Genomic DNA, 25,518 nt, shown 5'->3' on the forward strand with positions numbered 1-25,518 from the left:
GGTGTGTGGTGGGGAAGTGGGGTGGGGATCCGGCGACGGGTTTTCGAGGTGGGGATTTTCGGGAGTGGTCCGATGATCGCCGCCCGCGACGCCTTCGGTCCCTGGCGCACCGACATCGAGGCCGGCGAGCGCCTGGCGCGGCTGCGCTCGATGCAAGCCATCGCCCGCCTGTGCCTCGGCCCGCGGGGCTCAGCCTTCGTCGACACGCTGCGAGCGGCAGAGACCGATCCCGCGCAGCTCGAGCCGGCCCTGCGCGCGCTCGACGAACTTGCGGCGCTGGATCGTCGGCAGGTGCTTGCCTCGTTCGCGGCTCTCCACCGGGGAGGCCGCTGACATGGCCCGCGCCCGCCGCCCCGCCGACGTCCTGGCCACCCTGCCCGCCTCAGCGCGCGGCATGCGGTCCGGCGTGGCGCAGCTGCGGGCTCCGGAGATTCGGTTCCGGGTCGATCCGGCCTATGCGCCGGCCGACAAGATCGCGCGGCGGCTGTGCCTGACTGAGGCGCAGTTCGCGGACTGCCGCCCTCGCCTCTTCGCCCGCGGCTTCCCGCAGCCCGACGAAACCACCGGGATGTACGACCTCGAGGCGGTCGACCGGTGGCGGAAGCGCCAGCGGCCAGATCTGTACCCAGAGTTGACGCCAGCCGCGGCGGCGGCTGAGGTGGCGGTCCCGAGGAAGAGCATGGGCGACCGCTTTGTCGAGGCCAAGGAGCGCCGCGGGCATGGTTGACCTCCCGCGCTACGTGAAGGCGCGCACCAAGCCCTCGGGCCGCGTGTTCTTCCACTACGAGCGCTATCGCAGCACGCCTCGGGAGTGGCCTCGGCTCGCCCTGCCCCTTGGGCCGCAAGATCCCGAGTTCTGGCGCCGCTGCGAGCAGTATGCTGCGCTCGACGCGACACGCGACAGAGGAGAGGCCTGGGAATGGTCCTGGATAGCCGCCAGCGGCCGCCGCCACGTTCTGCCTGATCCACGTGCCGACGGCGGTATCGAAGCCTTCTGGCGGGCCCTGGACGCGGCAGAGGCCCGTCAGCGGCTCGGCGATGCCGCAGACCGCCGCACTTTCTCAACGCTGGTCGAGGTCTACAAGGGCCACACCGCCTATCTCGGCCTCGCCGACCTGACGAAGCGCGACTACGACCGGCACCTGCGGATGATTGCCGAGTTCTGGGGCGACGATCCGGTCGCGAGCCTGACGACCGTGGATGCCCAGAAGGCCGTCGATAGCTTCCAGGGGACGCCGGCGGTCGCGCGCTACTTCCGCGCCGTGCTCTCCCGTCTGGTCGCCTTCGGCATCCCGCGCGGCTTCTCGAACCACAACGTCGTCGAGGCCACCGAGAAGATTCAGCACGAGGTCGACCCGCACGAGCCCTGGACGGACTGGGCCTTCGAGACGTTCTTCGAGCACGCTCGGATCGGGCTGCACCTCCCGGTCTACACCGCGCTCTACACGGGGCAGCGCTCCGTAGATGTGCTGCCAATGGAGCGGCCGGCCGTCGGCTCCAACGCTATCGAGCTGATTGCCCGGAAGACCGGCAAGCCCGTCTACGTGCCCATCCACTCCGAGTATCGCGAGATCTTGGCGCGGACTCACGTCGAGCACCCTGCACTGCACCTGCGCGAGGACGGCGAGCCGTGGACGCTCGCGGGCTACCGGACGGCGTGGCAGCGCGAAATCTCATGCCGGACGAGCAAGGGCGGTGTGGCAGTCGTCTCACCGGAGAAGGCTGCCGGAATGGCGCGCCTGAAGGAGGCCGGGTTCGTCTTTCACGGTCTGCGCAAGAACGCCGTGAACATGCTGCTGGAGGCCGGTTGCACCGAGGCCGAGGTCTCAGCGATCGTCGAGATGTCCGAGCAAATGGTCAGGCACTACAGCCGCGACGTGAACAAGCGCCGGCTGGCTCGAAGCGCGATGCGGAAGCTCGAGGAGGGCTGGGCCGAGACCCGCAAGAACCTGTTCGGATCGAGCTCACGGACACACGGCAATGCGTGAGTTTGGCAACCGTTCGCTCGAAATTGGCAACCGGCACCAACGGCCGGACGCTTCGAGGCTCAATAATCGCAACCGTTACAATAAGATAAGTGGTGAGCGCGTTGGGGTTCGAACCCAAGACCTACAGATTAAAAGTCCGTTGCTCTACCAGCTGAGCTACGCGCTCGCGTCCGCCGTGCGGTCGGCCGCGCGGGCCGGGCCCGGGGAGGCGTGGGTGGAATAGGGGAGGCCGCCGGACGGGTCAACATGGGCGTGGCCCGTGCGGCGTCGCATCCGAGGCGCGCGGGCGCCGTCGTGCCGCGCGGGCGCCATGGTCTGCTGGCATCGGCGGTCGAACGCCCCCTCCTTGGGCCGGAAGGCCAGCCGTGATCCCTCCCCTCTCCTCCCCGGCGTCGTCCTCCCGCCGCTGGCGGCGCTTCGCCGGGACCTTCGCCCTCGCCGGCCTCGGGGCCGGCCTCGCCGCGATCGGTTTCGTCGCCGCGATGGACCCCTACGGCCTTCGCGCGCGCCCGGGCCGGCCGGGGGCGATCATGGATCGCAACCAGCGCTTCATGTATCCGCGGATCGCCCGCGCGGGCGGGTACGATGCGGCGGTGTTCGGCACCTCAACGGCGCGCCTCATCGATCCGAACGCCCTCGACCGGGCGTTCGGGGCGCGCTTCGCCAACCTGGCCGTCAATGCCGCGACGCCGGACGAGCAGCGCACGCTGGCGCGGCTGTTCCTGCGCCGGAACACCGTGCACGCGGTGCTGTTCGCGCTCGATTCGACGTGGTGCGCCGCCGACGCGCCCCGCCGCACCGCGCATCCGTTCCCGGACTGGCTCTATGCGGAGGGCGCGCCCTGGGGCTGGCTGCGGCAGGTGAACGGGCAGAGCCTCGGGATCGCGGCCCAAGTCGCGCTCAACCGCCTCGGCCTCGCGCCGGCCCGCATCCGCGGCGACGGGTTTTCCGTGTTCACGCCGCCGGAGGCCAGCTACGACCCGGTCCGCGCCGCGCGCCACATCCATGGCGGCGGCAGCCCGCTCGATCCGGAGGCGGCCGGCCCGGGCACGCCTCCCCCGGCCCAGGCCGGCGACGCCATGCCCATGCTCGATGCGTTCGATGCGCTGCTGGCCTCCGTGCCGGACGCGGCGCGCAAGCTCGTCGCCTTCATGCCGGTCCACGTGGCGGCGCAGGGGGCGGCCGGCACGCCGGCGGGCGCGCGCGAGGCCGCCTGCAAGGCGCGGGTCGCCGCGATCGGCCGGGCGCGGGGGGCGCTGGTGGTGGATTTCCGGCTGCCCTCGCCGATCACGACGCGCGACGAGAACTACTGGGATGCCCTGCACTACCGCCTGCCGGTGGCGGCCCGCATCGTCGAGGGCCTGCAGGCCGCCGCGGAGACGGGGGCGGACGCGGCCGACGGCAGCTACCGGGTGCTGGCGCATCCGTGATGCGCCCCTGCCGCGTCTGATGGGCGAGGATCACATGAGCAACGACCCATGAGGTCCGGCGGAGAGCCGGCGCCCGGCCGTCGCGCGGAGGCGCGCCTCGATGGGGCGGGCTCATCGCGGCCCGGCATCGCCCGGCCTCAGCCCGCGGCGGCGTCGCGCTCGGCCCGGGCCCAGCCCTCGCGGGTTGCGTCGCAGAACGCGGCGAGGCGGCCCTCGGCGATGGCCGCCCGCATCCCGGCCATGAGGTCCTGGTAGTAGGACAGGTTGTTCCAGGTCAGCAGCATCATCCCCAGGATCTCGTCCGAGCGGACGAGGTGGTGGAGGTAGGCGCGGGAATACGCGCTCGCCGCCTCGCAGGAGGAGGTCTCGTCCAGCGGCCGCGTGTCCTCGGCGTGGCGGGCGTTACGCAGGTTGATCCGGCCGTGGCGGGTGTAGGCGAGGCCGTGGCGGCCGGCCCGCGTCGGCATCACGCAATCGAACATGTCGATGCCGCGCGAGACCGAGCGCATCAGGTCGTCCGGGGTGCCGACGCCCATCAGGTAGCGCGGCTTGGCCCGTGGCAGGTGCGGCTCCACCGTCTCGATCATGGCGAGCATCACCGCCTGCGGCTCGCCGACCGCGAGGCCGCCGATGGCGTAGCCCTTGAGGTCGAGGCCGGCGAGCGCGCGGGCGCTCTCGACCCGGAGCTCCGGCACGTCGCCGCCCTGCACGATCCCGAACAGAGCCTTGCCCGGCTGCTCGCCGAAGGCGGTGCGGCAGCGCTCGGCCCAGCGCAGGGAGAGGCGCATCGCCTTCTCGATCGCCTCGCGCTCGGCCGGCAGGCGCACGCACTCGTCGAGCTGCATCTGGATGTCGGAGCCGAGCAGGCCCTGGATCTCGATCGAGCGCTCCGGCGACATGTGGTGGGCGGTGCCGTCGACATGCGAGCGGAAGGTCACGCCCTGCTCGTCGAGCTTCCGGAGCGCCGACAGCGACATCACCTGGAAGCCGCCGGAATCGGTGAGGATCGGCCCGTCCCAGCGCATGAAGCGGTGCAGGCCGCCGAGCCGCGCCATCCGCTCGGCGCCCGGGCGCAGCATCAGGTGATAGGTGTTGCCGAGCACCACGTCGGCGCCGAGCGCGCGCACCTGGCTCGCATACATGGCCTTGACCGTGCCGGCGGTGCCGACCGGCATGAAGGCCGGCGTGCGGATCGTTCCCCGCGGCATGGTGATCGCCCCGGTGCGGGCTTGCCCGTCGGTGGCGTGGACGGCGAAGGTGAAGTCTGTGTCGGACATGCTGAGGTGAGACGGCTTCCAGGTTGCCTCGGGCAGCGCCCCCTCGCCCCCCAGATCTCGGGCTTGCCCGAGATCTGTGTACCCGGTGCCCAAATCGGGCAAGCCCGATTTGGGTGCGGGAGAGGGTGGCCCGCGAAGCGGGTCGGGAGAGGGGAGCGACGCTTCCGGATACGGCGCTCCCCTCTCCAGACCCCTGTTCACGCAGGGGCCACCCTCCCCCGCGACGGGGGGAGGGAGATGCGCGGTGTCGGTCAGCCCTATCAGACCTGGGCCGGAAACAGCAGGCTCGAATCGCCGTAGGAGTAGAACCGGTAGCCTTCCGCGATCGCGTGCGCGTAGGCGGCGCGCATGGTGTCGAGGCCGGAGAAGGCCGAGACCAGCATGAACAGGGTCGAGCGCGGCAGGTGGAAGTTGGTCATCAGCGCGTCGACCGCGCGGATGCGCGTGCCGGGGGTGATGAAGATCTCGGTCGGGCCGGCGAAGGGGTGGAGGCGCCCGTCCGCGTCGGCCGCGCTCTCCAGCAGGCGCAGCGCGGTGGTGCCTACCGCCACGATCCGCCCGCCCGCCGCCCGCACCGCGTTCAGGCGCTCGGCGGTCTCGGCCGCCAGGAAGCCGATCTCGGCGTGCATGCGGTGGTCGGCGGTGTCCTCGGCCTTGACCGGCAGGAACGTGCCGGCGCCGACATGCAGGGTGACCGTGTGGCGGCCGATCCCGGCGGCGTCCAGCCGCGCCAGAAGGCCGTCGGAGACGTGCAGCCCGGCGGTGGGAGCGGCGACGGCGCCGGGGTTGCGGGCGTAGACCGTCTGGTAGTCGGTGGCGTCCCGCGCGTCGGTGGGGCGCTTGCCCGCGATGTAGGGCGGCAGCGGCAGCTCGCCGATGGCGGCGACGGCCTCGTCGAGGGCCGGCCCGGCGAGGTCGAAGCGCAAGGTGATCTCGCCGCCCTCGCCCTTGGCCGCGACGGTGGCGTCGAGGCCGCCGAGCTCGCAGGGCTCGCCGGCCCCGTGCCGGCCGAAGACGACGCGGTCGCCCGGCGCCAGGCGCTTGGCCGGCCGGGCGAAGGCGCGCCAGCGGTCCGGCGCCTCGCGCAGATGCAGCATCACCTCCGTGCGCTGGCCGGGCGCGCCGGGCCGGGTGCGGATGCCGCGAAGGCGCGCCGGGATCACCCGGGTGTCGTTGAAGACCAGGGCGTCGCCCCGGCGCAGCAGGCCGGGAAGGTCGGCGACGCGGGCATCGGTCAGGCCGTCGCCGGGGCGCACGACGAGCAGGCGCCCGGCGCCGCGCGGTTCGGCCGGGCGCAGCGCGATGCTGGCCTCGGGCAGGTCGAAATCGAACAGGTCCACGCGCATGGTGCCCGCACCTGCACCGGCGCGCGCCGGGAATCAATGCGGCGCGGCGTTCGTGGAACCGCGCCGGACCGGCTTCCGTTCACGGCAGGCGCGATCCTCCCGTCTCGACTTGGAGCCTCCATGCCCTGGTACGCCGTGCGTCCCCGCGATCCCGCCGACCCGCGCTGGCCGCTGCCGGGCAAGCCGCAGATCGTGCTCAAGGGCGAGGACCCCGCCGACGCGCGCGCAAGGTTCGAGCAGGCCTATCCGAGCACGCCGTTCGGCACGCCCGCCACCCCGGTCCCCGACGGCGCGGGCGGGTTCGAGGGTGAGGCGGAGGCGCTGATCGTCGAGGAGACGACGGAACCCGCCGCGCCGCATTAGGCGTTTTGCTGAGGACGTTCGACGGCGAGCACCATCGCCTGAGGGGAGGGATGCATGGCAGCGCAGGCGGAGCGGATCACTCTCGACGGGCAGCTCGTCGGCTACTGGGCGCGCGAGGCCGGCCGCCTCGAGGCGCTCGCCACCGCGGCCCGCTTCGGCTGGCAGAGGCGCCGCCTCCTGCGCAAGGCCGCCGCCGCGCGGGCCCAGGGGGCGCGCAGCGAGGCGCGCGAAGCCGCACGCGCCGACGGGACCGCTCCAGCCGCGTGATCCGCGATAGCCGCGGCTAAGTTCCATTCCCCGCGGTGCAAGGTGTGCTGCCGCCTTGAACCTGTTCCGTGGCCTTGAACCTGTGCCGTGGCCTTGTGCCGGCGCGGTCGATTAAGGCCGCCGGGTCGATCGCCCGGACCCGTCATGAGCCGCACCCAGAAAGCCGCCCTCGCCAGTGCCGTCGTTGGCCTGGTGGTCACGGGGCTGAAGTTCCTCGCCTACTGGCTCACCGGCAGCCTCGCGCTGTACTCGGATGCGCTCGAGAGCATCATCAACGTGGTCGCGGCGCTCAGCGCGTTCGTGGCCCTGCGCGTCGCCGGCCTGCCGGCCGACGACGACCACCCCTACGGCCACCACAAGGCGGAGTTCTTCTCGGCGGTGATCGAGGGGGCGCTGATCATCGTCGCGTCGCTGCTGATCCTGCGCGAGGCGTATTACGGCATCCTGGCCCCGAAGCCCGTCGACGCCCCCGCCCTGGGGCTGGCCATCAACGCCGGCGCCACGGTGATCAACGCGGTGTGGGCGTGGGCGCTGCTGCGCTGGGGCAAGGCCTGGCGCTCGCCGGCGCTGGTCGCCGACGGCCGCCACGTGCTCGCCGACGTGTTCACCTCGGGCGGCGTGCTCGTCGGCGTCGGCCTGGTTCTGGCGACCGGCATCCCTGTGCTCGATCCGGTCGTCGCCGGCCTGGTGGCCCTGAACATCCTGTGGTCCGGCTGGAAGATGGTCCGCGAATCCGTCGACGGGCTGATGGACCGGGCGGCGCCGGGCGAGATGGTCGGGCAGATCCGCGCGCTGATCTCGCTGCACGGCGAGGGCGCGCTGGAGGCGCACGACGTGCGGACGCGCTACGCGGGCCAAGCGACCTTCATCGACTTCCACCTCGTGGTGCCCGGCGAGATGAGCGTGCGCGAGGCGCACGAGATCTGCGACCGGCTCGAGGACGCGCTCGAGACCACGATCCCCGGCGCCGTGGTGGTGATCCACGTGGAGCCGTCCGAGCACGCGAAGTTCCGCGGCGTGCCGGTGCTCTGACCGGGTCCCCCGGCACCAAGTCCCCTGGCACCGTGTCCCCGGCACCGAGTCCCCTGACAGCAGCTCCCCTGGCAGGATCTCGTGGGCCGGGCTTCCGGGTTCGGAACCCACCGGGACCCGGGGCCCGGGGCGTCTGCGCACTCTGCCACGCCCGCGAATGAATGCAACTTACGGTCGGATCGGACCCAGGGGTTTCAAAGTTCGTTAACCAGGTTCTCAGATTGTACCGAGTGCCGCGATACGTTCAGGAGTTGTTATCGAACGGGGCGCGGCCGAGCATGGTGCGGCTGAAGGCCTATGATGGTGTGTGCTTCTCCTGTCGATCGAGATGCTGGCCGGCGCGGCCGGACGGCGGGCCGCCTCGCGGTCGCCCTCGCCTGTGCGGCCGCCCTGTCGGGTTGCATGGCGACCCGGGCGCGGGAGGCCTCCCACCCTGCGATCCGTGACGTCGCCCAGACGGGATCGATCCCGGAGGCGCCGCCGGCGGTCGTCGCCGCGGCGCAGGAGGAGGTCGGGCGCACCATGCGCCTCGGGCTGATGAACTACCGCCTCAACGTCGGCGACAACCTCGAGATCTCGCTGCTGATCGATTCCAGCGTGGTGCAGCCGACCTACCGGCTGAACCCGAACGACGAGTTCGACGTCGATTTCCGGACCCACCCGGAATACAACCGTACGGTTGTAGTCCGGCCGGACGGGCGGATCTCGCTTCCGGGCAAGAACGGCATCATGGTCGCCGGGCTGTCGCCCGAGCGCGCCGCCACCCTGATCCGCGAGACCTACGACGACGTCCTGATCAACCCGGTCGTCACGGTCCTGCTGCGCAAGTTCCGCACGCCGATCGACGACTTCCGCGACCTGACCCAGCGGTCCGACATCGGCCGCGTCAAGCTGATGGCGATCGAGCCGGACGGCAAGATCAACCTGCCGATGGTACCGCCGGTCCAGGCGGCCGGCCGCACCGTCAACGAGGTCTCGGCCGCGCTCGCCGCCGCCTACCGGCATCACCTCGCCTCGGTCAGCCCGAGCGTGCGGCTGGCGTCGCTGGTGCCGGCCAACACCATGGTGTTCGGCGAGGTCCGGGTGCCCGGCCCGGTCACGCTGTCGGGCGCCCGGACGCTGGCCCAGGTGCTCGGCACCGCCGGCGGCATCCTGCCGACCGCCGCGGGCGACGCGGTGCGGATCATCCGCTTCGACAGCGGTGCGCAAGGAGGCGCGCAAGGGGCGGTGCAGGTCGTCGACATCGGCGTGCCGGGCCTGGCCGACTCGATCGTCGTGCCGCCGAACGCCACGGTCTACGTGCCGCCCTCGGTGCTGGCCAAGACCGCGCGCGCGGTCGACCTCGTGGTCCGCCAGATCCTGCTCTTCAACGGCACCGGCTTCGGGGTGAACTACATCACCGGCCCCGCCGCCACGACCTCCACCAGCACCACGGCGAGGGCCGCCCTATGAGCGCGACCGAGACCGCCCTCGAGCCGCGCAGGTTCGACCGACCCGGCTTCGACCTGCGCGACGGGCTCGGAGCCCTGTTCCGCCATGCCCGCCCGGCGCTGCTGATCCTGGCGGCGGCGCTGGTCGGCGCCGGGATCTACCTGCTGCTGACCCCGACCGAGTACACGGCCGACGCCAAGCTCATCATCCGCCTCGGCCGCGAGAAGGCGGCCGCGCCGATCGGCGGCGGCACTAACCAGAACTACATGTTCTCCGAGCGCGCGCAGAACGTGAACAACGAGATCGAGATCCTGCGCGACCCGAGCATCGTGCGCGGCGAGTTCGAGGCGCTGAAGGCGATCACGCCGGTGGGCGACCTCGGCCCGCCGCCCGAGGATTGGGGCGCCTGGCTCGTCTACCAGGGCCGCCAGCTCGTCCGCGTCGCCAAGGGGGTCAAGACCTGGGTCGTCGACACCGCCCGGATCCCCTTCGAGGCGATCGGCCTGCTGCGCCATCTCAGCCCGGACGAGAAGCTGTACGAGGCCTACCTCGCCTCGTTCAAGGTCGTGTTCGTCAAGGAGACGGACGTGATCGTCACCGGCTTCACCTGGACCGACCCGAACTTCGCCGCAGCCGCCCTCAACCGCCTGCTCGACGCCTACAAGCGCCGCCACGTCGAGGTCTACGCCGACGAGACGCCGGCCTCGTTCTACGCGGGCAAGCTGGAACGCGCCCGCGCCGAGCTCGCCGCGATCGACCAGCAGCTCGGCAAGTACCTCAAGGGCGCCAACACCGCGAGCTTCGCGATCGAGCAGCAGAACGACCTCGGCACGCTCGCCGACCTCGCCCGCCAGAAGTCGGCGGCGCAGATCGAGCGCGAGGGCGTCGAGACCCGGCTGAAGCGCACCAAGGAATCGGGGCCCGACCGCTGGCAGCCGACGCCGCCGGACGCCGACCCGACGGTCGCCGCCTTCGACCAGCGCTTCGCCGAGCTGCGGACCCGGCGCTCGGAGCTCGCGACGCGGTTCCGCCCCGCCGCGCCGGAATTCGCGAGCCTCGACCGCGACCTCACCGAGCTCGCCCGCCAGAAGTACCGGGCCCTGATCAGCGCCGACACCACCCGGCTGGCGGTGCTCGCCGAGAAGATCGCGGCGATCTCCAACATCGAGGCGTCGCGGCGGCAGGCGGCGATCGGCCAGAGCGACGCCTCGCTCGCCTTCGGCCGGCTCGGCCAGCAGAAGAGCCTGCTCACCGACGAGATCACCCAGACCCAGCGCCGCATCGACGAGCTGAAGACCGGCACCGGCCTCGATTCGCAGTCGGTCACCTCCTCCTCGCTCGTCGCCCGCGCAGTGCCGCCGCGGCTGCCGAGCGGGCCGAACCGCCTGCTGATCCTCGGGCTCGCCGCCGGCCTCGGCCTCGTCGCGGCCCTCGCCTACGTCGCGCTCGCCGAGATCCTCGCCCAGACCTACCGCAGCGCGTCGGACGTGGCGCGCTCCCTCCGGGTGCCGGTTCTCGCCGCCCTCCCCTTGCGGAACGAGGGCCGCGCCGAGCCGCGGCGGACCCGTGCCCCCGGCCTCCGCGGAGCCCACGCATGATCGCCGCCGCGTTCCACGATCCCGCCGTGCCGGACCGCCTCGACCTGGAGCCGGCCCTGGTCCAGCTCAACCGCCGCGAGGGGCCGCCGCTCCGCCGCATCGGCGTCACCGCGGTGCAGGCCGGCGACGGCGTCACCTCGCTCAGTCGCCAGCTCGCCGGGCTCTATGCCCGCCGCGACCTCGACGTGGTGCTGATCGAGGCGAACTGGGCCAAGCCCGCGCTGGCCGCCGCCTACGGCCTCTCGGGCAAGCCGGGCTTCGCCGACATCGTGCTCGGCGCCGTCGCGCCGCTCGACGGCGTCCACGCGGTCGCCGACGGCTTCCACGTCGTCCCCGCCGGCACCCCGGCCTCGATCCGCGAGGCCGGACTCGACGACGCCCGGGTCGAGGCCTTCCTCGGCCTGGTCGACCAGCGCTACCACCTCGCGATCCTCGATTGCGCGCCGATCGGGCAGATCGGCGACACCGCGGCCCTGAGCCCCCTCGTCGACGGCTTCGTCGTCGTCGTCGGGGCCGAGCGGACCCGGCGGGTCGTGGCCGAGCAGGCGATGCGCGACCTCGACGCGGCCGGCGGGACCGCGCTCGGCGTCGTCCTCAACCGGACCCGGCGGCCGATCCCCGACTGGCTCTACCGGCGGCTCGGATGAGGGCCGCGCTCCGCACCCTCCCCCCGCTGGCGATCGGCGCCGGCGCCGCCGCGATGGCCGTGTCGCTGGCGAGCGTGCCGCTGAAGTTCGCCGTCGTCGGGCTCGTCGCGCCGCTGGGCGCGCTCGGCGCCCTGATCCTCGGCCAGCGCGTCCGGCTGACGCCGTTCCTGCTCGTCGCCTTCGCGGTCGGATTGACGGTCAAGCTCGACGTCAGCATGTTCCAGCACTTCGAGGCGGTCGGCCAGTACCTGCCGAGCATCGGCGGCGGCGCCGGGCTCACCGTCAGCGTCGCCTTCCTCGTGGCGCTGACGCTCATCGCCTTCAAGCTCGTCGGCATCGGCGAGGCGCGCCCGCAGCGCCTGTCGCTCGATCCGCCCCTGGTGCTGACGCAGGCCGCCTTCATGGCGGCAGGCGTGCTCTCGCTCGCGAACGCGGGCGACCCCGCCTACCTGTGGTTCGACGAGTGGCGCTTCCTCACGCTGCTCGTCGTCTCGGTTTCGATCGCCAACTTGAGCCCCCGCGACGTCCGCACCCTGGCGCTGGCGATCTGCGTCCTCTGCCTGGTGCAGACGGCGGCGGCGGCGGTGCAGTACGTCACCGGCTCGGAGCTCGGCCTCGGCGTGCTCGGCGAGGAGCAGATCGTCGAGGAGAACATCAACTTCCAGGCCCAGCGCCGCGCCGCCGGCTTCAAGGTCCACCCCAACATCCTCGGCTACTATTACGAGGTGGTCTGGCCGCTGGCGCTGGCGCTGGCGCTGTCCCGCGGCCCGACCTGGCTGCGCCTCGTCGGCGCGGCCGGCGCGCTCTCGGCGCTGGGCGGCGTGGTGCTGACCCTGTCGCGGGCCTCGTGGCTGACCTACCCGCTCTCGGCGACGCTCGTCGTGCTGCTGGTCTACCGCGACCGGCTGCTCACGCGGGCGAGCCTGATCGTCGCCGGCCTCCTCCTCCTCGTGGGCGTGATCGCCGCGATCGTCGTCGGGCCGATGATCTGGGAGCGCCTGTTTGCCGACGACGGCGGCTCGGCGGCGCAGCGCGGCCCGCTCAACGCGGCGGCGCTGGCGCTGTTCGCGCAGTTCCCGATCCTCGGGGTCGGCTTGAACAACTTCGGCAACATGTTCGCCACCCTCGACCAGACCGGCCTGTCGCGGCTCGCCGGGTTGTTCGACCGCTCCAACCACGTCGTCCACAACCTGCACATCCTCGTCCTCACCGAGGTCGGCGTCGTCGGGTACGCCGCCTTCGCCCTGGTCTTCGGGATCGGGCTGTGGCGGGGCTTTTCCGCGATCCGGCGCGCGCCGGTCGGCGATCCGCTCGCCGCGATCGCCGGCGCCTCGGCGATCGGGCTGCTCGCCCACCTCCTCCACGGCCTCGTCGACCCGGGCTTCCGCCTCAACCTCGGCATCGCCGAGCTGCTCTACACCGCGCTCGGGATGATCGCCGCGGTGGCGGCGGCGCAGCGCGCCACCCGCCCTGCCGACCTGAGCGCGGGTCCCCTCTCCCTTGGGGAGAGGGGCAGGGTGAGGGGCGTGACTTTTCCGGACGACGCACGCCCCTCACCCCAGCCGTCTCCCCCTGGGAGAGGGAGCCGCGTGATGTCGCGCGGTATCCGATCCGAGCGTCCCGAACGACGAAGCGCGAGCCTGCGATGACCCCCGCCCTCAGCGTCCTCATCGTCACCTACAAGTCGGGCGCCGACATCGACACCTGCCTCGCCCTGCTGGCGGCGAGCCGGATCGACCGCGCCTACGAGGTGATCGTCGTCGACAACGCCTCGGGCGACGGAACCGCCGAGCGGATCGCGGCCGACTGGCCCGGGATCCGGGTGATCGCGGAGACCGAGAATCACGGCTTCGCCGGCGCCAACGCGCTGGCCTATGCGGCGTCGCGGGGCGCGGCGATCCTGCTGCTCAACCCGGACGCGTACCTGCGCGATCCGGACGCGGTCTCGGCGGCGCTGGCGCATCTCGACGCCCACCGCCAGGTCGGCGCCGTCGGCCTGCGCCTCGTCTTCGAGGACGGACGCCATCAGGTCGGCGATGCCGGGTTCGAGCCGCGGCCGCTCACCGTCGCCGTGCATGCGGCCGGGCTGTCGGGGCGGTTCGGCCTGCGCGGGGTCTACCTCGCGGGCGGTCAGGCACGGGCGCCGGGGCCGGTCTCCGTCGACTGGCTCTGCGGCGCCTTCCTGATGCTGCGGCGCGAGGCGGTCGAGGCGATCGGCGGCCTGTCGAGCCCGCTGTTCCTCTACGGCGAGGACGTCGACTGGGGCTGCCGGCTGCGCGACGCCGGATGGCGGGTCGACTACCTGCCGGGCCGCAGCGTGGTCCACCTCCAGGGCGGCTCGGGCAGCACCCGCTCCGCCCGCTGGCTCGACGGGCTCGCCGGCGTCTACGCCCTGCGCAACGGCGACCGGCGGATGTCGTCGCCGGCCTTCTTCGCGGTGCCGCTCTGGCTCGGGTTCACGGCGCGCGCCGCCGCCTACGGGCTGCTCGGCCGCCTGCGGCGGCGGCCGGACCTCCTGAGCAAGAGCCGCGACATGAAGCGTTTCGCGGCTCACCTTGCCAATACAGTCGAGACCAGATCGCGCTGATCGCTCAGCGCTTCCTGATGAAGACCATGTGGTAGCCCTTGAGCGGACCCGGCGTGAGCCGGAACAGCAGTTCCCAGAACTTACCCAGGACGATGTTCTCGCCATGATAGAACGGTTGCCCATCGAACGCGTAGGTGAAGTGCTCGAACCGGTCAGTTGGGAAAAGCCGCTTCCGCGCCGCTTCCGTGTTCATCGTGTAGAGCGGCACGAAGGAGTCGATCTCGACGCGGCGTGGCTCGACCATGCGCAGCACGCGGGCGTGCAGGCGCTTGGGGATCAGGCGGGCGCCGATCCCGACATAGCCCCAGCGGTTGGGCGTCCAGGCGCAGAGCCAGCCGCCGGGCGCGAGGATGCGGCCGAGCTCCTCCGCCGTCCGCTCGGGCGTCTCGATGTGCTCCAGCACCGAGAAGGCGGAGATCAGGTCGAAGCTGGCATCCGGGAAGGGCAGCAGCCCGTCGTGGCCGACGAGCTCGACGGCGTCCGCCGTCTCGTTTCCGAGAACCGCCTCGTCGACGTCGCAGGCGGTGACGTGGGCGCAGCGCCCGCGGAAGTCCCCGAGCTGGCGGCGCAGTGGAACCGGGTCATGGCTCCACTTGCCGCGTCCGGCGCCGAACTCCATGACCCGCATGTCGGGGCGCAGCAGCGCGTTGACGCGGACGATGTACTCCATCCGGTGGTCCTGCCGGGAGTAGCCCCCGGCCCCCATCTCGCGGAACAGCCGCTCCTCGACGGTGACCGGCTCGCGGCGGGGCATCGCGTCCTGGCGCAGAAGGGTGTCGTGGCCCATGGTTCGTCCTCCTCAAGCGATGGGATGGTGGGGACGCGCCGCGCGCGGGCGTCCGATGGCGACCGGCGCGCCGACGCGGCGCGGCCGGCGGTGGCGATCCTCGGCACGCGGGGCGTCCCCGCGGCGCATGGCGGCTTCGAGACGCTGGCCGAGCGCCTCGCGCTGGAGCTGGTCGCGCGCGGCTGGCGGGTCGAGGTCTATTGCCAGGTCGACCGGCCGACCGCGCCCTCGACCTGGCGCGGCATCGACCTGATCCCGGTCCAGGCCGCGGGCGACGGCCCGCTCGCCACGATCCTGTTCGACTGGAAATGCACCGTGCGGGCGGCGTTCCGTCCGGCCCTGCCCCTGGTGCTCGGCTACAACACCGCCGCGTTCTCCCTGCTCTACCGGCTGACCGGGAAGCGCAGCGTGATGAACATGGACGGGATCGAGTGGCGCCGCGACCGCTGGTCGAAACCCGCCAAGGTCTGGTTCTGGCTGAACGAGCATTGCGGCAGCCTGTTCTCGACGCATCTCGTCGCCGACCACCCCGAGATCGCCCGCCACCTCGCCCGCGTCAGCCCGAAGCGCCGCATCACCACCATCGCCTACGGGGCGGACCCGGTCGCCGATGCGCCGGTCGCCGCGCTCGATGCGCTCGGGATCGAGCCGCAGCGCTACGGCCTGGCCATCGCCCGCATCGTGCCCGAGAACCTCGTGCTGCAGGTGGTCCGCGCCTGGAGCGAGGTCAGCCCAGGCCTGCCCCTGGTGGTGCTCGGCAAGCTCTCGGAGACCGATGCCTACCACCGCGCGGTGCGCGCGGCCGCCGGGCCGGACGTGATCCTCGCCGGCGCGATCTACGAGGCGGACCGCGTCGCGGCGCTGCGCCGGCACGCCCGCTTCCACATCCACGGGCACACGGTCGGCGGCACCAACCCGTCGCTGGTCGAGGCGCTCGGCGCCGGCTCGCCGGTGCTGGCCCACGACAACGTCTTCAACCGGTGGGTGGCGGGTCCCGATGCCGCCTATTTCGGCGACGAGACCGAGCTGCGCCATGGCATCGTGCGGCTCGCCCGCGCGCCGGCCGGGCACCTCGCGGCGATGTCGTCCGGCTCGCGGGCACGCCACGCCGAGGCGTTTGCCTGGGACGGCATCTTCGACGCCTACGAGCGCGTGCTGCGGGCGCAGCTCCCCGCCGCCCGCACGCGCCGCCGGAGCGCGGCCCGCGTCGAGGTCGCGGGCTGACGCGCCCCGCCGGCCCGCCGCCGGACGGTGCCGGGCCGCGTGATCGCGAACGTGGGCGCGGCTCATGCGGCGCTCCTGTCCTGGGCGATCGCGGAATCCTGCACGATCCCGGGATCCCGGCCGAGCGTGGAGACGCTGGTCTGGCGCAGGCGCTGCATCGAGACGGTCCCGGCCGGGATGTCCCGCAGGGTGGCGACGCCGACGCCGACCATCGCCGCATCGCCGATCGTCACCGCGCCCATGACCAGGGCGTGCGCGCCGACCACGACCCCGTCGCCGAGGTGCGGCGCGTCCGGCGGGAACGGCGCGGCGGCCAGCACCGGCCGGTCCGGCGCGACCACCACCGCCGGCAGGATCACAAGGTCGCGTCCCGCCGTGCCGCAGAAGGCGATCCGTGCCGGGTGCGGCACGAACAGCCCGGGGCCGATCCGCGATCCGGGATGGAAGGACGCGCCGGTGAGGCGCACCGACAGCCCGGCGACGGCGGCGGCCGTCCGCCGCCACCCGCGCCGGTGCAGCAGGTGGGCGACGCGGTGGAACACGGCGCACTGCATCGCCGGCAGCAGCACCATCATCGCCGCGCGGGAGCGCGACATCGGCCTGCCGCCGCTGATCTGGCGCACGATCCGCTCGAGGTCGGCGGCGAGCAACCTGCGCAGGACCGCCGGGCGGGCGTGGTCGAGGACCGATTCGGAGGGCGTCCGGTCGTCGCTCACGACACGGCGCTCCGTCCCGGCAGCGCGCGCCAGTCGGTCGGTGCCAGGTCGGTGTCGGCGTCGAGATCCTTGAGCACGAGGCAGCGCGGCCCGACCCGGGACCGGTCGCCGATCAGCACCGCGCCCAGCACGATCGAGGCCGGCTCGAGGACCACGTCGTCGCCGAGGCGCGGCAGCCCCGGGCCGCCGCCGACGTCGCGGTCCGGGGTCTTGTAGAGGCCGCCGATCGAGGCCTGGAAGCCGAAGGCGGCGTCGCGGCCGACGGCGCCCGCGATGATCGTGCCGTAGGGATGGGGCAGGAACATCCCGCCGGCGATCCGGGTCGAGGGCGGGATGTCCGAGCCCGTCAGCCAGCCGTTGACGATCCAGAGCAGCCAGGCCGCCATCCGCCAGCCGTTCTCGTGGGCGTAGCGCGACATCCGGTAGAGCCAGATCGCCTGGTAGCCGCGGCGCAGGCGCACCGGGCCGGGGATGCGGCGCGCCCAGTGCGCCCGGTCGGCGCGCAGCGCCGCGCGGGTCTCCGCCCAGGAGATCGCTGTGCCTGCGGCGGTCTCGGTCCCCGCGAGATCCCGGGCCGCGAGCATGTCGGCTGGCTTAGGCATGTCACTCTCTTTACGGTTGTATAATACTTATAAGCGCAATCATAAGGCGATTTTCGAGGTATGCGTCGTCTGGGTCGTGCTATCCTACAATCATAGGTAGCATTTTTCCGGCGAAAATCACCGAAAGATGCGTATGGTGGTGAATCGAACCGATACGGGCCGGGACCGAAGGGGGATGCGCTACGGCATCAACCTGGTCGGTCAGGCGGCCGGCCGCGGCATCTACCTGCTCGCGGGTTTCGCGGCCTTCGTGATGGTCGCGAAGGGGGCGGGGCCTGAGGTGCTCGGCCATTACGGCATCGCGCTCGCCGCCCTGGCGATCGCCCTGATCGCCGCCGATTTCGGCACGACGCTGACCTTCGCCGCCCGCATCGGCGCCTGCGCGCCGGAGGCGCGGGCCGACGCGCTCGCGGGCGTGCTCTCCGCCCGCCTCATCCTCGGCGCGGGGACGGGCCTCGCGCTGCTCGGCGCCTTGCCGCTGCTCCCGCCACCGACGCGGCCCGCGCTGGCGCTGGCGGCGCTCGCCATGCCGCTCGTCGCCGTCCGCTTCCTCGACGCGCTGTTCCAGGTCTGCGGCCGGCCCGGCTGGTCGGCCTATCCCTCGCTCGCCAACGCCGCCGTGCTGGTCGTCGGGACCGCGCTGGCGCTCGCCCTCGACGCGCCGGAGGCGGTGCTGCCCCTCGTCGCGGTGGCGGCCGGGGCGGCCTACGGCGTCCTCGGCCTCGTCCTCGCCGGGCGCCTCGTGCCGCTGCGGGCCGCCTCGCCGCGGATCGGCCTCGCCACGATCCGGCAGGCCGCCGGCGTCGGCATCTCCAACGCGCTGGGCACGCTCAATGCCCGCATCGGCCTGCTCGCGCTCGCCGCCTTCGCCGGCGCGGCCGAGGTCGGGTTGTTCACCGCCGGCTACCGCTTCTTCGAGCTCGGCGTCGCCGTCGCGATCACGCTCGCCGCGCCCTTGGTGCCGGTGTTCGGGCGCGCCGTCGGCACCGGCACCCTGCTGGCGCAGGCCCGTCTCGCGCTGCGTCTCGTGCTCGCCGCCGCCGGTCCCGGCGTGGTCGCGGCCTGGGTGCTCGCCGACCCGCTGGTCCGCCTGCTGTTCGGGCCGGACTACGCCGCCAGCGTGCCGGTCCTGCGCATCGCCGCGCTGATGGCCGCCGCGATGATCGCGGCGACGATCCTGTTCTCCGCCCTGATCGCCCTCGGCCGCACCGGCTTCGCGGTCTGGTTCAGCGCCACCGGCTGCGCGGTGAACGCGATTCTCTGCCTCGTGCTCGTGCCGCGGGCAGGCGCCACGGGTGCCGCGCTCGCGGCCCTGGCCGCCGAAATCGCGATGCTCGCAGTGGTTGTATCCGTGTTCCACCGGTCCGTCGGGGCGCCGCTCGTGCCCCGCGACCTGCCGGCGATCCTCGCTCCGCCCCTCGCCATGGCGGCCTGCGTCTTCGCGAGCCCGGCCGCGCTCGCTCCCGTCGCCCTGCCGGCCGGCGCGATCCTCGCCCTCGCCGGCGCCCTGTGGCTGCGCCCGCGCAATTCTCTCCCCAGCCTCTCAAGCCCGGAAGCCTCGTCATGACGCCGGATACGCCCCCGCCCTCCGAGACCCCGATCCTGTCGGTGATCATCCCGACCTACGGCCGCGCCGAGACCCTGCGGCTGACGCTGGCCGCCTTCGATCGCCAGGAGACCGAGGCCGCCTTCGAGATCGTGGTCTGCGACGACGGCTCGGTCGACGGCACCGGCGCGGTGATCAGCCGGGCGGTCGCGACCGCGCGGCGGCCGGTAGTGCACCTGCGCCAGGAGAATGCGGGGGCGAACGCCGCCCGCAACCGGGCGATCGAGGCCGCCCGCGGCACGCGCCTGCTCATCGTCAACGACGACACCATCCCCAGCCCGAACCTCGTCGCGGCGCACCTGGCGGCCCATGCCCGGCGCGGCGGGCGCGAGACGGCGATCCTCGGGCGGATGACGATCGACCCGGCCCTGCCGTTCTCGCCGTTCGCGGCGCTCCATCACGACGCCTCCTACGATGCGCTCGCCGGCAGGGTCGAGCTCGGCTGGGACGCGTTCCTGACCTGCAACGTCAGCGTCGACGCCGGCTTCCTGCGCGAGGCCGGCGGCTTCGACCAGCAGTTGACCTGGCACGAGGACATCGAGCTCGGCGAGCGGCTGGCGCGGCGCGGGATGCGCCTGTTCTACGAGCCGAAGGCGCTGGCCTACCACCACCACTTCCTCGACGAGGCGGCCTACCTGCGCATCGCCGAGCGCGAGGGCGCGGCCCTGGTGCTGTGGTACCGCAAGCGCCCCGACCTCGCCCCCGACCTCGCCCGCCTCGGGCTCGTCGGCCCAGAGCCCTTCGGCCGCGCCCGCCGCCACGCGCTGGCCGACCTCGTGATGCCGGAGGTCGCCCTGCCCGGCTGGCGGGCCGCCGCGCGCTCGCTCACCCGCCTCAGCCCGGCCGCAGGCCGCACGGTGTGGCGCCGGCTGTTCCAGCGCCGCAAGCGCCTCGCCATCGCCCGCGCCTTCGCGGAGGCCGCGTGACGAACCGCATCCGGGCGGCGGTTCTGGTCGCGCTCCTGCCGATGCTGGTGGCGGCCACCGCCTGCCAGCCGGCGGAGCCGCCGAGCCTGCAGCGCATCCTCGTCGATCCGGCGGGCTCGACCATGCCCGGTTACCGGACGGTCGCGGCGCTGTCCGCGGTGCCGTTCGCGAGCCTCGCGGCGGGCAGCGCGGTGCTGGTCAAGGGCGGCCGCTTCGATGGCGTCGTGGTCGTCGCGGCCCGCGGCACCGCCGAGGCGCCGGTGACGTTCGCCGCGGTGCCCGGCACCGAGCCGGTGCTGTCGAACTCGGTGGTGTTCGAGAACGCCGCCCACGTCGCGGTGTCCGGGCTGACCGTGCGGGGGGCCGTGAATTCCGGGTTCATCCTGCGCCGGGGGAGCCACCACGTCACGGTGCGGGATTCGGCCGTCGACGCCTCGGGCCTCGGCATCTGGATCGGCGACGGCTCCGGGGCCGGGCATCGCATCCTCGGCAACCGGCTCACCGGCAACAAGACCCATGGCATCGCGGTCGACGTGATCAACGCGCCCGCCGACGACCCGACGATCATCGCGGGCAACACGGTCTCCGGCAGCGGCATCCACGGGATGGAGATCAACGGCTCCGGCTACGTCGTCGAGGGCAACCGCGTCCACGACAACGGCGTCGGCATGTCGGGCACCTCGGGCATCCACGTCTACGCCAAGGATGCCGCCCAGGACGCGGGCGACCGCAACACCATCCGCTACAACGTCGTCACCGGGCAGCGCGAGACCACGGGGCAGGACGGCAACGGCATCCAGGTCGACCAGTGGTGCGACGACAACCTCGTCGCCTTCAACGTCGCGACCGGCAACGACGGCGCCGGCATCAACCTGTTCGACGCCGGCCGGAACCTCGTGTCCAACAACACCGTCGTCGGCAACATGGCCGATTCCGGCGGCCGGCACGCCTACAAGGGCGAGATCGTGCTGGCCAGCGACTACACCAAGCAGGTCGGCCGCACCGTCGACAACCGCGTCCTGAACAACATCGTGGTGGCGACGCGGGCGAACGTCGCCGCCATCGCCGTCGAGGCCACGAGCACGGGCCGCGGCAACGCCATCGGCCCGAACCTGCTGCGGCACGCCGCCGGCGGCCGGCTCTACGCCTACGGCGCCACCCGCACCGACGACGGCTCGTCGCTGCCGCTGGGATCGCGTGCGCCGGACCTCACCGAGGCGCCGGCCTTCGCCGACATCGCAAAACCCTTCGCGAACGGCTTCGCGCTGACCCGCGCGCTCGCGCGCCCCGGCATCCCGCTCGGGGCGACGCGGGACCTGCCCGGCCGCCCCTACGCCCCCAACGAGGCCCCGTCCTTCGGCGCCTATCGGAGCCCCTGACATGACACTCCGGATCGGAATCGATGCCCACGTCCTCGTCGGCAAGATGCAGGGCAGCCGCACCTGGCTCGTCAACGTGGTCGGCCGCGCCGTGGCGCGCCACCCGGACGCGACCTACGTGATCTACTCCGACGACCCGGGGCGCGCCGCGACGATGATCTCCGGCCCCAACGTCGAGCACGTCCGGCTGCCGCGGGTTCCGCGGGCCGTGCGGCTCCTGGCGGTCTGGCCCTGGCTCGTCCACCGCGACCGGATCGACGCGCTGGTGACCACCTACATCGCCCCGCCCCTGGTGCCGGGCGGGCGGCAGGTCGTCGTGGTGCACGACATCCTGTTCGAGACCCATCCGTCGTTCTTCTCCTTCGGGATGCGCTGGCGCACCCGCCTGCTGACGCGGCTCGGCGCCAAGCGCGCCCGCCTCGTCGTGACGATCTCGCGCTACAGCCGCGATTCGATCGCACGGACCTACCGGATCGACCCGGCCCGGATCGCCGAGGTCCGGTGCGGGACGAGCCCGCCCCGCACCGGCGCGATCACCCGCTCGCCGATCCGCGACGGGCGCCCCTACCTGATGATGGTCGGGCGCCTTGAGCCGCGGAAGAACCTCGCGCTTACGCTCGACGCCTTCGCGCGGCTTCCCACAGGGGCTGCGCGCCTCGTGGTGGTCGGCAAGCCCGACGGCGAGCGCCCGGAGACGCTGGCGCGGCTCTCGTCGATGGCCGACGTCGTGCACGTGGCCGGGATCGACGACCGCGGCCTCGGCGACCTCTACGCCAACGCCTCCGCCCTGGTGTTCCCGAGCGCCGGCGAGGGCTGGGGCATCCCGGTGCTGGAGAGCCTCGCGCTCGGCACGCCGGTGATCGCCTCCAACGTCACCGCCATCCCCGAATCGGGCGGCGACGCGGCGAGCTACTTCGACCTCGACGCGCCCGACCGGGTCGAGCGTCTCGCCGCGCTGATGCAGGCGGCGGTCGAGGGCCGGCTGCCCTTCGACCCGGCCCGCGCCCGCGCGCACGTCGCCCGCCACGACTGGGACGGCCCGGCCGCCGCCTTCGTCGACGCGATGCGGCGTGCCTTCCCGGCCCGCGATGCGGCAGCGGAGGCGTTGCGCGCCCTGGTCAAGTCGCACTGAACGCCTCGATCGGATCCGGGCGTCGCAGGCGCGAAACCCGGATCCGCGGTTTCGGAAGGGATCGGCTCCGTGCGGGCTCCGGCGCCGTCGGCCGGAACCCCGGTCACCCGCGGTGGAACGTCCAGCCGAACTCCGACAGCAGCAGGCGTGCGGCGGCCGCATCGTCGGAAAAGCGCAGGCGCGCGCGGCCCTGGCGATCGCCCTGGAGCGCGCCGGCGCGGGAACGTGCCGTCCGGATCGATCGGCGTGCGGGCGGCGGCACGCAGCAGGGCCGGCGCGTCCGCCGCGACCTCCGGCCCGACGAGGGCGCGGGCGGCCGTGCGCAGGTGCGGCAGGCCGATGCCGTCGTCGCCCGCGGTGCCGACGGCCGTCCAGGCCTCGGCCACGAGGCGGTCGGCGAGGCCCGGCAGGCCACGGCAGAGCGTCGCCGCCGTGCTTCGGCCGATCTTCGAGATCACGGCCGCGTGCCGCTCGACCGCCGCGTCCACCGCGGCGGCGGTCTCCGATTCGGCAAGCAGCGGGACCGCGACCGATCGTGCCCCGGGCATGGCCTGCGGCGCGCCCGCGATCAGCCAGCCGAATTGCGGCAGCTCGGCCGCGAGATGCGCGAGGGCGCGCAGGAAGCCCGGCTCCGAGACCGCGCCGACATCGGTCAGGACGATGGATACGGTTCCGGAAACATTTCCGCCATCAAGGCCTTCGGCGAGGATCTCCGTCAGGCGCGCGAAGGTGGTCTCGGGCAGGCAGCGCAGGCCGAGCACCCGCGTCTGGCGCGCCAGCTTGTCGGCCACGGCGGCCGCGATCGCCGTGCTGCCGCTGCCGGCCGGCCCCGACAGGCAGATCGGCCCCCGCGCTTCGGCGACCAGGACCCGGATCCGCCAGACCAGCGCGTCGCGGCCGACGGGGCCGGACGACCGGACGGCCTCGCCGCCGCGCGGGCGGATCGCGCCGGAGCGGCTTGGCGGGAAGGGATCTCGGGCTGTCGCGAGCATCGTGGAGCGTTCCGATTCGGGCCGCCCTTGGCGGTCCCGAAGCAGAGTGTCGGCAGAGGGTGAAGGCTGACTTAACCCAGGGTTGTAACGACTGCGGGAAATGCCCCGGGCGTGCGGTGTCCCGCGGTGCCGGGCCGGGTCAGGCCGGCATCCCGGTCAGCCATCTCAGCGCGACCAGGGTGCCGGTCACGGTGAGCGCGCCGCCGATCCGGGTGGCGATCTGGGCGAACGGCATCAGCGCCATGCGGTTGGCGGCCGTGAGGATCGCCACGTCGCCGGTGCCGCCCTGCCCCGAATGGCAGGCGTTCACGATCGCGGTCTCGATCGGGTACATCCCGAGCAGGCGCCCGACGACGAATCCGGTGCCCATCAGCGTGGTGACGGTGGCGACGATGGTGATCAGGTTGGTGATCGTGAACGCCGCCATCAGCTTGTCCCAGGGCGTCAGCGCGACGCCGATGGCGAAGAGCAGCGGATAGGTCATGCCGGTCTGCACGAACTTGTAGACCACGAAGCCGCCGGCCTGGAGGTGGGGCGAGACCGCGCTCGAGAGCTTGGCAAGCACCGCGAGGAACAGCATCGCCACGGGGGCGGGCAGGCCGGTGAGGTGGTGGGCCATCACGCCGAGGAGGTACAGCGTGATCGCGGTGAGCCCGGCGGCGGCGATGGTCGAGACGTCGACCTGCCCGGAATTCGCCTCGGCCTTCGCGGCGGCGTCGCCGGGGGGCGTCGCATCGTGGTCGGGCTGGAGCTTTCCCTCTCCGGTCAGGTGGGGATAGCGCTTGCCGACGAAGTTCAGGGTGCCGGCGAGGATGATCGCCGTGAGGCTGCCGAGCATCACCGGGGGCAGCACCTGGGCGAACACGTCGCCCTGCGGCTGGCCGAGGATCTGGGCGTAGCCGATCGAGAGCGGGATCGCGCCCTCGCCGACGCCGCCGGCCATGATCGGCACCACGATGTAGAAGAAGGTGTGGCGGGCGCCGAGGCCCAGCATCGTCCCGACGAGCGTGCCGACCGCGCCGGCCACCAGCGAGCCCACCGCCAGCGGCACGAAGATCTTGAGGAAGCCCTTGATCAGCACGTCCCGGTCCATCCCCAGGATGGAGCCGACGATGATCGCCGCGATGTAGATGTAGAGGAAGTTGGTGAACTTGGTGAAGTCGACGATCGCCTTCTCGACCTGGGGCGGGATCAACTTGTAGTAGACTAGGGCGGAGGGCACGAAGGTCGCGAAGATCGCCCCCGCGCCGATGTTGCGCAGGATCGGAAGGCGCTTGCCGATCTCGGCGCAGGTGAAGCCGCCGAGCACCAGCACGGCGATCATCGTCGGCCCGTCGGGTCGGATCTCGCCCTCGGAGGTCAGGATCGCCAGGAGCACCGCGACGATCGCGTAGATCGGCAGCGGGATGATGCCGATCCGGGTGTCCACCAGGCGCCACCAGCCGAAGGGCCAGAACCGGCGCGTCGGGTCCGAGCCCGGAACGGGCCGATCCGCGAGGGGCGGAGAGAGGGGGCTCGTCACGGGGCGTCCTTCCGAAGATCCGGCCTCTTGGCGGGCCGGCCCGTTCTTGCCGACGGGGTGGTCGTGTCCCGGTCGGTCACGTCGTCGCGACCGACCTGGCCCGGAGCTCGTCGAGGCCCGGGCGCCCGCCCGCAGGAGCCTGGATCCGCCGGGACTTCGACGGATTCGGGCTGCGCCGGCACCGTCATCTCATCCCGAAGCCTCCAGGAACGTCAATGGCCCGCGGACGGGCCGGCCGAGAGACCGCGCCGGCTGTCTCCATCCATGACCCGCGGCCGGCCGGGCATGAAAAAAGGCCCGGCGTTGCCGCCGGGCCTCGAAGGATGGATCTCGGGTCTGCAGATGCCCGTCCGCGCGGGTCTCGTCGAAACCCGCGCGGAGCCGACGCCCGATCCGGCGCGTCGCCTCAGAAGTCGCGCTGGACGCGAACCTTGGCCTGGAAGACGTCGTCGCTGGTCGCGGTGCGAACGGCGCCGCCGGCGTTGATCGCGGCGATGCGCGAGTAGGCGGTCGGATCCTTGTCGGTGTCGATCACGCGGCCGTTCTTGACGCCGATCTGGGTGTAGAGGCCTTCCACACCGATATCGAGGTCCTTCACCGGCGACCAGATCAGGCTCGCGCCGGCGACGAACTGGTAGGTGTCGCGAAGCGCCTGGCTGAGCTGGT

25 protein-coding genes, 1 tRNA gene and 1 pseudogene are annotated in these 25,518 nt (G+C 72.7%); 18 read left to right on the forward strand and 9 right to left on the reverse strand.

Annotated features, from left to right (window positions below; genetic code table 11):
• The 3 genes from FV227_RS20185 to FV227_RS20195 all read left to right on the forward strand — a co-directional run.
• On the forward strand, positions 1–333 hold a 333-nt coding region (locus tag FV227_RS20185), incomplete at its 5' end, for a hypothetical protein (RefSeq protein ID WP_210246732.1).
• A 1-nt stretch (position 334) separates the two neighbouring features.
• Positions 335–727 (forward strand): hypothetical protein, encoded by a 393-nt coding sequence (locus FV227_RS20190; protein WP_348642549.1) that lies wholly within the window; start codon positions 335–337, stop codon positions 725–727.
• Positions 728–740: 13 nt separating this feature from the next.
• Positions 741–1,988, forward strand: coding sequence for an integrase (locus FV227_RS20195; RefSeq protein WP_246686556.1), 1,248 nt, complete (start codon positions 741–743; stop codon positions 1,986–1,988).
• 90 nt (positions 1,989–2,078) lie between these two features.
• Here FV227_RS20195 and FV227_RS20200 read toward each other — a convergent pair.
• Positions 2,079–2,154: transfer RNA gene (locus FV227_RS20200), tRNA-Lys, on the reverse strand.
• A 316-nt stretch (positions 2,155–2,470) separates the two neighbouring features.
• Here FV227_RS20200 and FV227_RS20205 point away from each other — a divergent pair.
• A complete protein-coding gene (locus tag FV227_RS20205) occupies positions 2,471–3,418 on the forward strand; it encodes a hypothetical protein (RefSeq protein ID WP_147859767.1) in 948 nt (315 codons plus the stop codon).
• Between the two features lie 137 nt (positions 3,419–3,555).
• On the opposite strand, the gene tgt is transcribed toward FV227_RS20205, so the two are convergent.
• Complete coding sequence (tgt, locus tag FV227_RS20210; RefSeq protein ID WP_147729673.1) at positions 3,556–4,695, reverse strand: tRNA guanosine(34) transglycosylase Tgt; 1,140 nt, start codon at positions 4,693–4,695, stop codon at positions 3,556–3,558.
• A gap of 260 nt (positions 4,696–4,955) precedes the next feature.
• Positions 4,956–6,041: a tRNA preQ1(34) S-adenosylmethionine ribosyltransferase-isomerase QueA gene (gene queA, locus FV227_RS20220; protein WP_147859761.1), complete on the reverse strand. Its 1,086-nt coding sequence runs from the start codon at positions 6,039–6,041 to the stop codon at positions 4,956–4,958.
• A 120-nt stretch (positions 6,042–6,161) separates the two neighbouring features.
• Between queA and FV227_RS20225 the strand changes: the two genes are divergently transcribed.
• The 8 genes from FV227_RS20225 to FV227_RS20260 all read left to right on the forward strand — a co-directional run bounded on the left by FV227_RS20225 (position 6,162) and on the right by FV227_RS20260 (position 13,966).
• Entirely contained in the window at positions 6,162–6,404 is a 243-nt protein-coding gene (locus tag FV227_RS20225; RefSeq protein ID WP_147730027.1) for a hypothetical protein, read from the forward strand.
• A 54-nt stretch (positions 6,405–6,458) separates the two neighbouring features.
• A complete protein-coding gene (locus tag FV227_RS20230; protein ID WP_147859762.1) occupies positions 6,459–6,671 on the forward strand; it encodes a hypothetical protein in 213 nt (70 codons plus the stop codon).
• 144 nt (positions 6,672–6,815) lie between these two features.
• Positions 6,816–7,703, forward strand: coding sequence for a cation diffusion facilitator family transporter (locus FV227_RS20235; protein WP_147729013.1), 888 nt, complete (start codon positions 6,816–6,818; stop codon positions 7,701–7,703).
• 402 nt (positions 7,704–8,105) lie between these two features.
• Positions 8,106–9,155 (forward strand): polysaccharide biosynthesis/export family protein, encoded by a 1,050-nt coding sequence (locus FV227_RS20240; protein WP_243938922.1) that lies wholly within the window; start codon positions 8,106–8,108, stop codon positions 9,153–9,155.
• Entirely contained in the window at positions 9,152–10,732 is a 1,581-nt protein-coding gene (locus FV227_RS20245) for a lipopolysaccharide biosynthesis protein (protein ID WP_147843722.1), read from the forward strand. Before FV227_RS20240 ends, FV227_RS20245 begins: the two co-directional genes overlap by 4 nt.
• The gene (locus FV227_RS20250) at positions 10,729–11,379 is read left to right on the forward strand and encodes a CpsD/CapB family tyrosine-protein kinase (protein WP_147726945.1); all 651 of its coding nucleotides are present in this window, start codon (positions 10,729–10,731) and stop codon (positions 11,377–11,379) included. The genes FV227_RS20245 and FV227_RS20250 overlap by 4 nt, the downstream gene beginning before the upstream one ends.
• Positions 11,376–13,028, forward strand: a complete 1,653-nt coding sequence (locus tag FV227_RS20255; protein WP_147726944.1) for an O-antigen ligase family protein — start codon at positions 11,376–11,378, stop codon at positions 13,026–13,028. The genes FV227_RS20250 and FV227_RS20255 overlap by 4 nt, the downstream gene beginning before the upstream one ends.
• Positions 13,025–13,966, forward strand: coding sequence for a glycosyltransferase family 2 protein (locus FV227_RS20260; RefSeq protein ID WP_147726943.1), 942 nt, complete (start codon positions 13,025–13,027; stop codon positions 13,964–13,966). The genes FV227_RS20255 and FV227_RS20260 overlap by 4 nt, the downstream gene beginning before the upstream one ends.
• Positions 13,967–13,970: 4 nt before the next feature.
• Here FV227_RS20260 and FV227_RS20265 read toward each other — a convergent pair whose 3' ends face one another.
• Entirely contained in the window at positions 13,971–14,753 is a 783-nt protein-coding gene (locus FV227_RS20265; protein WP_243938930.1) for a class I SAM-dependent methyltransferase, read from the reverse strand.
• Between the two features lie 24 nt (positions 14,754–14,777).
• On the opposite strand from FV227_RS20265, the gene FV227_RS20270 reads away from it, so the two are divergent.
• Entirely contained in the window at positions 14,778–15,977 is a 1,200-nt protein-coding gene (locus FV227_RS20270) for a DUF1972 domain-containing protein (protein ID WP_243936038.1), read from the forward strand.
• 62 nt (positions 15,978–16,039) lie between these two features.
• Here FV227_RS20270 and FV227_RS20275 read toward each other — a convergent pair whose 3' ends face one another.
• Both FV227_RS20275 and FV227_RS20280 read right to left on the reverse strand, forming a co-directional pair.
• The gene (locus FV227_RS20275) at positions 16,040–16,693 is read right to left on the reverse strand and encodes a serine acetyltransferase (RefSeq protein WP_243949436.1); all 654 of its coding nucleotides are present in this window, start codon (positions 16,691–16,693) and stop codon (positions 16,040–16,042) included.
• The gene (locus FV227_RS20280; protein ID WP_243936041.1) at positions 16,690–17,295 is read right to left on the reverse strand and encodes a serine acetyltransferase; all 606 of its coding nucleotides are present in this window, start codon (positions 17,293–17,295) and stop codon (positions 16,690–16,692) included. Before FV227_RS20280 ends, FV227_RS20275 begins: the two co-directional genes overlap by 4 nt.
• Before the next feature lie 175 nt (positions 17,296–17,470).
• On the opposite strand from FV227_RS20280, the gene FV227_RS20285 reads away from it, so the two are divergent.
• Genes FV227_RS20285 through FV227_RS20300 form a run of 4 tightly spaced genes read left to right on the forward strand, consistent with a single transcriptional unit; the run spans position 17,471 to position 22,338 of the window.
• Positions 17,471–18,862: a polysaccharide biosynthesis C-terminal domain-containing protein gene (locus FV227_RS20285; RefSeq protein ID WP_246686557.1), complete on the forward strand. Its 1,392-nt coding sequence runs from the start codon at positions 17,471–17,473 to the stop codon at positions 18,860–18,862.
• The gene (locus tag FV227_RS20290; protein WP_147859764.1) at positions 18,859–19,827 is read left to right on the forward strand and encodes a glycosyltransferase family A protein; all 969 of its coding nucleotides are present in this window, start codon (positions 18,859–18,861) and stop codon (positions 19,825–19,827) included. The genes FV227_RS20285 and FV227_RS20290 overlap by 4 nt, the downstream gene beginning before the upstream one ends.
• Positions 19,824–21,206 (forward strand): right-handed parallel beta-helix repeat-containing protein, encoded by a 1,383-nt coding sequence (locus tag FV227_RS20295; RefSeq protein ID WP_243949434.1) that lies wholly within the window; start codon positions 19,824–19,826, stop codon positions 21,204–21,206. Before FV227_RS20290 ends, FV227_RS20295 begins: the two co-directional genes overlap by 4 nt.
• A 1-nt stretch (position 21,207) precedes the next feature.
• Complete coding sequence (locus FV227_RS20300; RefSeq protein WP_147843980.1) at positions 21,208–22,338, forward strand: glycosyltransferase family 1 protein; 1,131 nt, start codon at positions 21,208–21,210, stop codon at positions 22,336–22,338.
• A 103-nt stretch (positions 22,339–22,441) separates the two neighbouring features.
• On the opposite strand, the gene FV227_RS29160 is transcribed toward FV227_RS20300, so the two are convergent.
• Positions 22,442–22,600: a hypothetical protein gene (locus tag FV227_RS29160; RefSeq protein WP_187274886.1), complete on the reverse strand. Its 159-nt coding sequence runs from the start codon at positions 22,598–22,600 to the stop codon at positions 22,442–22,444.
• 64 nt (positions 22,601–22,664) lie between these two features.
• On the opposite strand from FV227_RS29160, the gene FV227_RS20305 reads away from it, so the two are divergent.
• Positions 22,665–23,393 (forward strand): hypothetical protein, encoded by a 729-nt coding sequence (locus tag FV227_RS20305; protein ID WP_147859765.1) that lies wholly within the window; start codon positions 22,665–22,667, stop codon positions 23,391–23,393.
• A 76-nt stretch (positions 23,394–23,469) separates the two neighbouring features.
• Here FV227_RS20305 and FV227_RS20310 read toward each other — a convergent pair whose 3' ends face one another.
• Both FV227_RS20310 and FV227_RS20315 read right to left on the reverse strand, forming a co-directional pair.
• A complete protein-coding gene (locus tag FV227_RS20310; protein ID WP_147729127.1) occupies positions 23,470–24,852 on the reverse strand; it encodes a 2-hydroxycarboxylate transporter family protein in 1,383 nt (460 codons plus the stop codon).
• A 406-nt stretch (positions 24,853–25,258) separates the two neighbouring features.
• Positions 25,259–25,518 (reverse strand): annotated as a pseudogene (locus FV227_RS20315) (porin); the annotation flags it as partial.

The sequence above is a fragment of the Methylobacterium sp. WL119 genome (assembly GCF_008039875.1).
Taxonomy (GTDB): Bacteria; Pseudomonadota; Alphaproteobacteria; order Rhizobiales; family Beijerinckiaceae; genus Methylobacterium.

Bases quoted from the DNA above. Each gene is read 5' to 3' on its own strand.
- FV227_RS20190 (WP_348642549.1), top strand. From the start codon at position 335: ATGGCCCGCGCCCGCCGCCCCGCCGACGTCCTGGCCACCCTGCCCGCC.
- FV227_RS20205 (WP_147859767.1), top strand. From the start codon at position 2,471: ATGGACCCCTACGGCCTTCGCGCGCGCCCGGGCCGGCCGGGGGCGATC.
- tgt (WP_147729673.1), bottom strand. From the start codon at position 4,695: ATGTCCGACACAGACTTCACCTTCGCCGTCCACGCCACCGACGGGCAA.
- queA (WP_147859761.1), bottom strand. From the start codon at position 6,041: ATGCGCGTGGACCTGTTCGATTTCGACCTGCCCGAGGCCAGCATCGCG.
- FV227_RS20225 (WP_147730027.1), top strand. From the start codon at position 6,162: ATGCCCTGGTACGCCGTGCGTCCCCGCGATCCCGCCGACCCGCGCTGG.
- FV227_RS20230 (WP_147859762.1), top strand. From the start codon at position 6,459: ATGGCAGCGCAGGCGGAGCGGATCACTCTCGACGGGCAGCTCGTCGGC.
- FV227_RS20235 (WP_147729013.1), top strand. From the start codon at position 6,816: ATGAGCCGCACCCAGAAAGCCGCCCTCGCCAGTGCCGTCGTTGGCCTG.
- FV227_RS20240 (WP_243938922.1), top strand. From the start codon at position 8,106: ATGGCGACCCGGGCGCGGGAGGCCTCCCACCCTGCGATCCGTGACGTC.
- FV227_RS20245 (WP_147843722.1), top strand. From the start codon at position 9,152: ATGAGCGCGACCGAGACCGCCCTCGAGCCGCGCAGGTTCGACCGACCC.
- FV227_RS20250 (WP_147726945.1), top strand. From the start codon at position 10,729: ATGATCGCCGCCGCGTTCCACGATCCCGCCGTGCCGGACCGCCTCGAC.
- FV227_RS20255 (WP_147726944.1), top strand. From the start codon at position 11,376: ATGAGGGCCGCGCTCCGCACCCTCCCCCCGCTGGCGATCGGCGCCGGC.
- FV227_RS20260 (WP_147726943.1), top strand. From the start codon at position 13,025: ATGACCCCCGCCCTCAGCGTCCTCATCGTCACCTACAAGTCGGGCGCC.
- FV227_RS20265 (WP_243938930.1), bottom strand. From the start codon at position 14,753: ATGGGCCACGACACCCTTCTGCGCCAGGACGCGATGCCCCGCCGCGAG.
- FV227_RS20270 (WP_243936038.1), top strand. From the start codon at position 14,778: ATGGTGGGGACGCGCCGCGCGCGGGCGTCCGATGGCGACCGGCGCGCC.
- FV227_RS20280 (WP_243936041.1), bottom strand. From the start codon at position 17,295: ATGCCTAAGCCAGCCGACATGCTCGCGGCCCGGGATCTCGCGGGGACC.
- FV227_RS20285 (WP_246686557.1), top strand. From the start codon at position 17,471: ATGCGCTACGGCATCAACCTGGTCGGTCAGGCGGCCGGCCGCGGCATC.
- FV227_RS20290 (WP_147859764.1), top strand. From the start codon at position 18,859: ATGACGCCGGATACGCCCCCGCCCTCCGAGACCCCGATCCTGTCGGTG.
- FV227_RS20300 (WP_147843980.1), top strand. From the start codon at position 21,208: ATGACACTCCGGATCGGAATCGATGCCCACGTCCTCGTCGGCAAGATG.